9 protein-coding genes are annotated in these 8,316 nt (G+C 58.1%); all 9 read left to right on the top strand.

What is annotated here, in order from left to right; all coding sequences use genetic code 11:
• The first annotated feature begins 327 nt into the window (after positions 1–327).
• The 9 genes from J7I44_RS13875 to J7I44_RS13835 all read left to right on the top strand — a co-directional run bounded on the left by J7I44_RS13875 (position 328) and on the right by J7I44_RS13835 (position 6,872).
• Entirely contained in the window at positions 328–657 is a 330-nt protein-coding gene (locus J7I44_RS13875) for a hypothetical protein (RefSeq protein WP_209622029.1), read from the top strand.
• Between the two features lie 804 nt (positions 658–1,461).
• Positions 1,462–1,905 carry a hypothetical protein gene (locus J7I44_RS13870; RefSeq protein WP_209622026.1) on the top strand — a complete coding sequence of 148 codons (444 nt, stop codon included), beginning with the start codon at positions 1,462–1,464 and terminating at the stop codon, positions 1,903–1,905.
• A gap of 56 nt (positions 1,906–1,961) precedes the next feature.
• Positions 1,962–2,408, top strand: coding sequence for a hypothetical protein (locus J7I44_RS13865; protein WP_209622024.1), 447 nt, complete (start codon positions 1,962–1,964; stop codon positions 2,406–2,408).
• 453 nt (positions 2,409–2,861) lie between these two features.
• On the top strand, positions 2,862–3,299 hold the full coding sequence (locus J7I44_RS13860) for a hypothetical protein (protein WP_209622021.1): 438 nt from the start codon (positions 2,862–2,864) through the stop codon (positions 3,297–3,299).
• Between the two features lie 60 nt (positions 3,300–3,359).
• A complete protein-coding gene (locus J7I44_RS13855) occupies positions 3,360–3,812 on the top strand; it encodes a hypothetical protein (protein WP_209622018.1) in 453 nt (150 codons plus the stop codon).
• Positions 3,813–3,871: 59 nt separating this feature from the next.
• Positions 3,872–4,240 carry a hypothetical protein gene (locus J7I44_RS13850; protein ID WP_209622015.1) on the top strand — a complete coding sequence of 123 codons (369 nt, stop codon included), beginning with the start codon at positions 3,872–3,874 and terminating at the stop codon, positions 4,238–4,240.
• A gap of 1,245 nt (positions 4,241–5,485) precedes the next feature.
• Positions 5,486–5,746, top strand: coding sequence for a hypothetical protein (locus J7I44_RS13845; RefSeq protein ID WP_209622012.1), 261 nt, complete (start codon positions 5,486–5,488; stop codon positions 5,744–5,746).
• Positions 5,747–5,823: 77 nt separating this feature from the next.
• Positions 5,824–6,321: a GNAT family N-acetyltransferase gene (locus J7I44_RS13840; RefSeq protein ID WP_209622009.1), complete on the top strand. Its 498-nt coding sequence runs from the start codon at positions 5,824–5,826 to the stop codon at positions 6,319–6,321.
• A gap of 305 nt (positions 6,322–6,626) precedes the next feature.
• Complete coding sequence (locus J7I44_RS13835) at positions 6,627–6,872, top strand: hypothetical protein (RefSeq protein WP_209622006.1); 246 nt, start codon at positions 6,627–6,629, stop codon at positions 6,870–6,872.
• The last annotated feature ends 1,444 nt before the right edge of the window (positions 6,873–8,316 follow it).

The following is an 8,316-nucleotide window of genomic DNA, read 5'->3' as shown; positions in this document are numbered from 1 at the left end:
GTCAGCCGGGGCCTAACAATTCGTCCAAGCCGACGCCGCTTCGCGGCGCGGCTTAACTCAGGTGTTAGGCCCTTGCTGGGTTGTTCTCTCGCAGCGTGTGCTTCGGCCAAGCCTTCGCCAGCGTGCAGTCCTTGGCGCTTGGCCACTGCCTTTGTAGCGCTGCGGCAAACCCCAGGCATCTAAAGCTGCTAGCGTTGTGCTTGGTGGGGGTTCGCGGTTGCGCCGGCACAGTCGCCCAAGCATGGCGCAGCGCAAGCCCCTAACTCTTCATTCAAGCGGACGGCTCCGCCGCCGCTTAATTCGGGCGTTAGGCGGCGGATCAACATCATGGACAAGTCACAGTTCTTGAAAAGCATTCGCTCCGACAACCGATCCAGCCCAGCCGGGATGCATTGGGAGAACTTTCGCAAGCACCTTGTTCGCTCTGCCAAGCTTGAAGCTAAGTTCAAGTTGCCCAATCCGTTAATCCTCGGAGGCGACATAGCCTCCCATGCGGAGAAGCACTTGCGCCTATCCGAGCAGTTGGACTGGGCCGAAGCCCACGACTGCTTAGATGACGCACTGGCCTTTTTATCTTCGCTTCCACCCGCAGCATGGAACGTCTCTAGCGGTGCAGACTGGCATGATGAGCATCCGTGGGCGCGCGGAGAGTGGTAACTCGGCCGTCGCCTAACAATTCATTCAAGCCGATGCCGCTTCGCGGCGCGGCTTAATTCAGGTGTTAGGCCGCAAGATGCGAGATCGCAGCATTCCAACTGCAGACCTGCTGCTGGATACGTCACGCATATTGGCGCGGCTGCTTCCTGTCTGGGGCGCCATTGCGCTGGTCAAGTTCATGGCGGTTCGGTTCATGGGCGCGTCCGGGGCGCCCTTTGCGGTGCCTCTGCTGTTTGGCGCCTTCTTCTTTGCGGCGCCGTTGGCTGCGTCTGGGCTGCGCAGCCGTCGGCGCATCAGGCTCGCATCCTGGGCGTCGGCTCGAGCCTTGCTGTTTTGCTTCGTTTGGGGGCAATAGTGGTGTCGGCGTTCGTCGCAACGCTGCAGGTATGGCAAGGTATGGCTGCCACTCCGTTCAACTACTTGGTAGCGGCGTTAGCCGCCGGGTCGTTCTGCTTGGTCACTGCCACCATCCCCAGCCGGTGGTAACCGGCTTTGCGGCCTAACAATTCGTCCAAGCCGACGCCGCTTCGCGGCGCGGCTTAACTCAGGTGTTAGGCCCTTGCTTGGTTGTTCCGTCGCAGCGTGCGCTTCGGCCAAGCCTTAGTCAGCTTGCAGCTCTCGACACTTGGTCGGTGCCCTTGCAGCTCTGCGGCAAGCTCCAGGCGCCCAAAGCTGCTAGCGTTGCGCTTGGTGGGGCTCACGGTGGTGCCGGCACAGTCGCTCAAGCACGGCGCGGCGCAAGCCCCTAACTTCTCATTCAAGCGGACGGCTGCGCCGCCGCTTAATTCAAGCGTTAGGCGATACATGAAGGATCATCTGTCGTGGAAGCAGGAAGGCACAGTCTCGCTCTGGCGATATACAGAGTTCCGCAAGAAGTTCGGCGGCTGGCACATCACCGCAAATAGCGAAGGCATCTCGTCGCTACTAGTCCTGCTGCAATTGCTTGCCCGCACCCCTGGTGCCCATCGCACCGTTGCTGTCACGCCACCTTCGCCTGCAGTGCTGCGCGTGCCAAATTTCCAGCAAGGGGATGCCCTTTGGTCCGCGCCAGCCAAATGGCGCGTTCAGTGCTCATCTGAAGACACTTGGCAGTTCCCCCTCGAACTTGAGCCAGCTACCCTCACCGTAGGCGGCAAGTTCTTGCAGCAGCTCGAGGCAGGGCTCAGGGGAATCCCCAAGGGCGAGGGGGATTTCGGCATGGGGCAGTCACCACCTCTCTACTTCTGGTGGTGGCCGCGTTTCGCCTAACAACTCGTTCAAGGCGGACGGCTTCGCCGCCGCTTAACTCCAGCGTTAGGTGCCACATGCGGGTGATCGCAATCTTGCTCTTGGCTCTATCGCTTATGGCGTGTGCAAGTTCACGCCCGCCTTCCGTTAACGGGCTCGAAGCATCGCAGTCGCTCGGCCACGGATTCTGGTTGATCACGGCTGCGGAAAATGTTGAGGGTAGCTTTGAGTCTGTTGGCCACTTCAGCTACTGCTACTACAACACCCTCAATTTGGGCCATTGTGATCGCATGTCACCTTCGCCCAGTGGGAAATTCGCCATCTACCAGCAAGCCGCATCTGGCTTGGTCATGTTCTTTAACGCACGTACGGGTCAGAGCAAACAAATTACCGCCACTTTCCCAGGCCTGCTTGGGCAAGCGACTTGGCAAGAACCCAATCAGCGTGTTGAGTTCAAGGCTGGCAAGCCAGGTGCGGAGCAATCCGTTACATTTGACTTCAGCGGTGCAGTGGGTGGCACCTAACATTTCGTTCAAGGCGGACGGCTTCGCCGCCGCTTAACTCCAGCGTTAGGCCCGCAGGAAGCATCACGGTGTCCGAAACAGTCCTCCGCCGCCTTGCTGCATTCCCGCTCGCAACTGCAGCGGTCGCACTGCTGTTCCGAATGCTTGTGTGGCAAAGCTGGGGGCCAGCCGCTGGCGAACCGTACGGTGCCTCCGACCTTGTCGAAGTTCTCCTGCTCGGCGTAACCATGCTCGGTGCTGCTACTGCCTTCGTCGCAGCCGCCTGGATCGTCACCAAAACACCTAGAGGCTCCGGCCTCGCTCTGGCTCTGGCTTGCGGGGCAGTGGCAGGGCTCGCACTTCACTGGTTTGCGCATCCCTTGGTGCCCACTTGGCGCCTCTGGTAGCGTGGCCTAACAGTTCGTTCAAGGCGGACGGCTCCGCCGCCGCTTAACTCCAGCGTTAGGTGCCCAGATGGAGTTCGACAGCATCCGTCCCATTCTTAGCGGCCTCACTGGTGGCGCAATCGCTACTTGGCTTTTGAGTCGCTGGGCTCGGTCGCTCCCGCGCGGCTATCGATCCAAGTCACGGGAGCAGTTGCTTCGCGAGCACCGGGTTGCGGTGTACGCCGCCAACGGGCTCTTCATGGCTGGCATCCTTCTTAGCTTGGCCATGTATAAGCTAGGTGGCTACGCCAGCAATGATCCTTGGCCGCTGGCCATGGGGTTTGGTGCGGCATCAGCCGCACCGCTTCTCGCCCTTGCCATCATTCCCGCCCTAACGGGTCGCAGCATCCGGGAAGCCTATGTTGCCTTTGCTTGGGGGCAAGGCAGCCCTATCTGGGCCACCTACGGCATTCTTGGCGTTGGCTTGTTGGCCCTGGCTTGGGGCTTGGCTAAGCTGGGCACCTAACAATTCGTCCAAGCCGACGCCGCTTCGCGGCGCGGCTTAACTCAGGTGTTAGGGGGCAAGTTGAAAATTTGGCAGCGGCGAGCAATTGGGATACTTACACTCGGAGGTGGTTCCATCGGCATCGCCGCGGCGATCACTTTGCTTCTCACCCGCACCAACCCCATTGAGTGGATATTCTGCATTGCATTTATGGCGGTATACGCTTGGGGTGTCTGGTGCGGTGTTCGGCTGCTTGAAGGGCAATTAGGTGCTGAACGCTCCAGTCTTAGGTATTGGCTAGCTCAGGTTCCTGCTTTTGGTTCACCGCTGCTAGGGTATTTCCTGTCGAGCGGGTTTCACACAACCGTATCGGTCCAATTTGCACCGCTTAAGCTCAATGGCAATTTTCTGCTCGGTAGCACGTTCAACTACTCGCTCTTCCAGCCGAATCAGCCTTGGTTTATTGGTGTCAATGTATTTGCGGTTGCGGTCGCATGGTTGTTGGCGCGTGGAGGCCAGCAGTCAGCCCCCTAACATCTCGTTCAAGGCGGACGGCTTCGCCGCCGCTTAACTCCAGCGTTAGACCTCACAACATGACTCTTCTGCGTGTGCTGGTCTCGATCATTGTTCCTCTCGTCGTCAGTGCTTGCGCTGGCCCGAGGTTGGCCGCAACCGTCTCAAAGCCGGCAATTCCGCAAACGGCAGCCGAGTGCACCGCGCGAGGCGGCAACTGGACAACGCTCGGTCTTCCATATCTTGGCAAGCCAAAAGTCTGCGACCTCAAGGCTACTGACTCCGGCAAGGTCTGCTCAGACTCCAGCGAATGCCAAGGTTCGTGTGTTGCGCCTGACAGCATTGCCAGCGGCGCTAAAGCAAGCGGCACCTGCTCGGCGTACGTGTCCAATTTCGGCAACGTCAAACTAGTCGAGCATGGCAAAGTTGTGTTGCTCAACGTAGAGTGAGGTCTAACCAGTCATTCGAGGCGGACGGCTACGCCGCCGCTCAATTCCAGCGTTAGGCGGCACAATGATGCATTCTCTGAACTCTGGAAATATGCTTTCGACGCTAGCGCTGACAATGCTCGGCGCCCTATTCGTTTCCGGTTGCGCGCATCGTCTTGGGCCAGAGATCGAGTCAACTCGTGTTGCGCGTGAACTTGGATACGCCGGATGTAGCGTTACTGAACCAATGAGGCGCTACCAAGCATTGGACTACGCAGACCGAATGGGGGATCCAAATCTCGCGGATTCACCAGAATGGGCTGCAGCTATTTCCACAATGCAACCCGGAGACGACCTTCGATACGTTTACTGCAAGAATGGCAATAACTTCTTCGGCTTGTTCCGCGGCACGTCTCTACTCTTTAAATTCGGAGGCATGATTTTTGACTAGCCAATGCCGCCTAAAATTGCGTTCAAGCCGAACTCGTGTCGCTCCACAAACAGCATGGCAGGTACAGCTTGCCATGCTGTTTGCTCCGCCACACGAGTCGGCTTAACTTAGGCGTTAGGCCCCAATGGGAGAACTTATGTTGCTTGATTCTCTAAGGAGCATTGCCGACAAGTCTCTGCCTATGAAGCTGCCTCAGTGGTTGGTTTGCATTGCCTTGATGCTTGTTGCAGGCCCCTCATTTGCAGGGACTTCCGGATGCAGTCTGTCGGTGATCACGGGCTCACGTGAACTCCACCAGGTCCTGAGCCTTCGAGCCGTTGAAGTAGTCAAGCGAGCAGCAAGCGGGGATAGCCAGCTCGTAGAGCTAATCGCCCCCTCCGCAAGTTTCAGCCTTGGCGCAGGCGACGTCGGTCGCCCATTGGGTACGGGAGTCGATGGCGCTCGCGAACTTGCGAGGACTATGAACGCGGACGCTTATCGCTATCTGGGTTGGGACTACATGGACATGCCAACAGACGCCTGCTCAAGGCATAAAGTCGAAGTCGAATTTATCGACAGCCAAGGCAAGACCGTGTCCCGTGTGGAGTTCGTCTTTGAATCAGGTCGCATCGTGAGCGCTGCCGGTTGGGAAAGATCGTATGAAGATGGCCGGTTATAGCGGTGGCGCCTAACATTGCGTTCAAGCCGAAATTGCATCGCTACGCCAGCCACATGGCAAAAAAAGCTTGCCATGTGCCCGGCTACGCGCTGCAATTCGGCTTAACTTGAGCGTTAGGCTATCCAAGCGGCGCATTTCAGCAAGTAAGGGGAACTCCGTGAAGAAAATTGTTTTAGTTGCACTTGCCGTGCTCGTGGCCGGTTGCGGCGTCGATCCAGTCAAAATGAACACGTCCGACGGCTCATCGCGTTACTTCATGAACTGCGGCGACGACAAAGGTGCTTGCGTGGCTAAGGCCAACGAGCTTTGCCCCAACGGTTACACCATCTCCAACGAGAACAACAAGACTCAAATGTCCTTCAACGCATGGCGCGGCAGCAGCGAGTCGGAGATAACCGTGGAAGTCCAATGCAAATAGCCTAACCACTCGTCCAAGCGGACGCGCGAAAAAGCCGCGCGCCGCTTAACTCCAGCGTTAGGCCGCACAGGATGATCATGGTGCCCATCGTCCCGATCGCTGAAGACATGGCCGAGAGCTTCCGTGCCTGCTTGGACACTGTCGCGCGTGAGAAGAAGTATCTTGCACAGGTGGAGGCACTGCCGCTGGAGCGCGTTCGTGCCTTTATTCAAGAGAGCGTTGCCACAGATGCAGTTCAGTTTGTTGCACTGGAAGCAGGGCGGGTAGTCGGGTGGGCAGACATCTTTCCTGCATGGGCACACGCGATCGCCCACTGTGGATTCCTTGGAATGGGTGTTCTCCCCGGCTACAGAGGCCGGGGCATCGGCAAGCGTCTGCTACAGGCCTGCATAGCCAAGGCCTGGTCCAAGGGCATCACGCGCGTCGAGTTGGAGGCGCGCATAGACAATGAGCGTGCTATCCGGCTCTACGAGTCTGCAGGGTTCGTGCATGAGGCGGTCAAGGTACACGCTATGCGGTTCGATGGCGTGTATTACGATGCTGTGCAAATGCGGCTACTGCGCAGTGTGGCCTAACTGCTCGTTCAAGGCGGACGGCTGCGCCGCCGCTTAACTCAAGCGTTAGGCCCTTGCTGGGTTGTTCTCTCGCAGCGTGTGCTTCGGCCAAGCCTTCGCCAGCGTGCAGTCCTTGGCGCTTGGCCACTGCCTTTGTAGCGCTGCGGCAAACCCCAGGCATCTAAAGCTGCTAGCGTTGTGCTTGGTGGGGGTTCGCGGTTGCGCCGGCACAGTCGCCCAAGCATGGCGCAGCGCAAGCCCCTAACTCTTCATTCAAGCGGACGGCTCCGCCGCCGCTTAATTCGGGCGTTAGGCATCGTGTAGCCATGCAGGAAGAAATCACCAATGGCATTGTTGCTGTCGTCAAGTTCATCGCGTACTACATCATCTGGTCGTTCGTTCTGTTCAACCTTGGTCGCGCCTCATTGCTTGTTATTACGCTCGGGCAGTATCCGCGTGGCCACGACGCTCAACGTCACGTCAACCAGATTTCGCTCGTCGGTATTCTTGTACTTGTCTTGGCTTGGTCGGCCGTTGCCATCTACAACAACACTCTTGGCGTCCATGCCTAACATCTCATTCGAGGCGGACGGCTTCGCCGCCGCTCAATTCCAGCGTTAGGCCAATGAAACATTTCCTCTTCGCCGCCCTCGCTCTTCTCTCTGGCTGTGCCAGTTGGCGTAGCGTAAATCCCGCACTAGTTGATCTGACTGTAGATCAACCTCAGGCACCCTGTAGCGAGCTTGGTGCAACTGTCCCCGTCCTCCTCCATATTCGTAACAATAGTCACGGCATTCTCAAAATATGGGTAGATGGGCAATCTTCGCCTTACGAACTTAGTTGGCTGGGCTACAAGATCCGCGCTGCGGGTCCAAAACACAGCATTTCATGGGCGCACGGACCCGGCGGGCACGGTCCAATGCCACCGAACACCCTAAATATCGGTCCAGGCGATGCCGCCGTACTGACAGCCCCTGTGTACGAGGTCAAGCGGGGTGATCAATCAAGTCGGTTCAGGATAGAAATTTCGGACACACAAGATCATGTGTTCACCTCGGAGCCTTTCGCTCCTTGCGTTCTATCGCAGCCATGAACGTCAGGTCGCCTAACAGGTTGCTGCAGCCGACCGCCAACCCGCTACGCGGGCTGGCAGCGGCTGAGCTCCGGCGTTAGGTGCCCATGGAAGCTACTTCGCTAACAGGAAGGACTCTGAGGGCCGTCTGGCTGTTCCCGTCAGGCCCAGTGCATCCGGCATGGGTCAATGAGCTCACCACGCCAATCGTTACGTACGACGCTTTCCTCGAACTGGCCGACGATGTCTTCCTGCAACTAAATGCCTGCGAGGTCGTCCTGGACGAGGAAAAGTACCCGTCCCTAGGCTTGGAACTGCGGGAGTCTTCTCCGGCCGGGTTGCGTGTTCTACAGCCTGACGGTCATGTCATAGAGGCTCAGCAGGTCCAAGAATGTGGTGCATTGCTGCCTGCTCTCATAACTTCCGTCGAGCAATCCGATCCGCTTGAAGATGGTGCAATCTCTCAGTACGTCATTGTGCTAGGTCAGGCGGGGCGCATAATCTTTCGGCACATCATGCCGCCCACAACGTTGGGTATCGACGTGCATCTCACGGGTAGGTCACATAACCCGTCGTCCAAGCGGACGCGCGAAAAGCCGCGCGCCGCTTAACTCCAGCGTTAGCCGGTAGCTCGTGTTGGTTCTTCGTGTGGTGTGTTTCGCCCAGCGTCGCGCTGGCTTGTCGTCCGTCGCCGCAGCAAGTTTTCGCGCGGCATCGTCGCAAGCCTGGGCATTCAGAGCTGGTAGTTTTGGGGTAGTCGGTTGTTCAAGCTGTGCGCTCGTCATGGCAGTCGTTGTCGCCCGAGCATGCAGCGTCGCAACCGTCTAACATCTCGTCCAAGCGGACGCGCGAAAAAGCCGCGCGCCGCTTAACTCCAGCGTTAGGCCCCGGAACAATGAGCACTCTGTACCGTGAGAGATCCAACTTCGAGCGAGCGCTTCTGC

Origin of the sequence: Frateuria flava (assembly GCF_017837635.1) — a bacterium.
GTDB classification, from domain to species: Bacteria; Pseudomonadota; Gammaproteobacteria; order Xanthomonadales; family Rhodanobacteraceae; genus Frateuria_A; species Frateuria_A flava.
The sequence above is the reverse complement of the archived record's forward strand: the minus strand, read 5'-3'. Positions and strand labels throughout refer to the sequence as shown.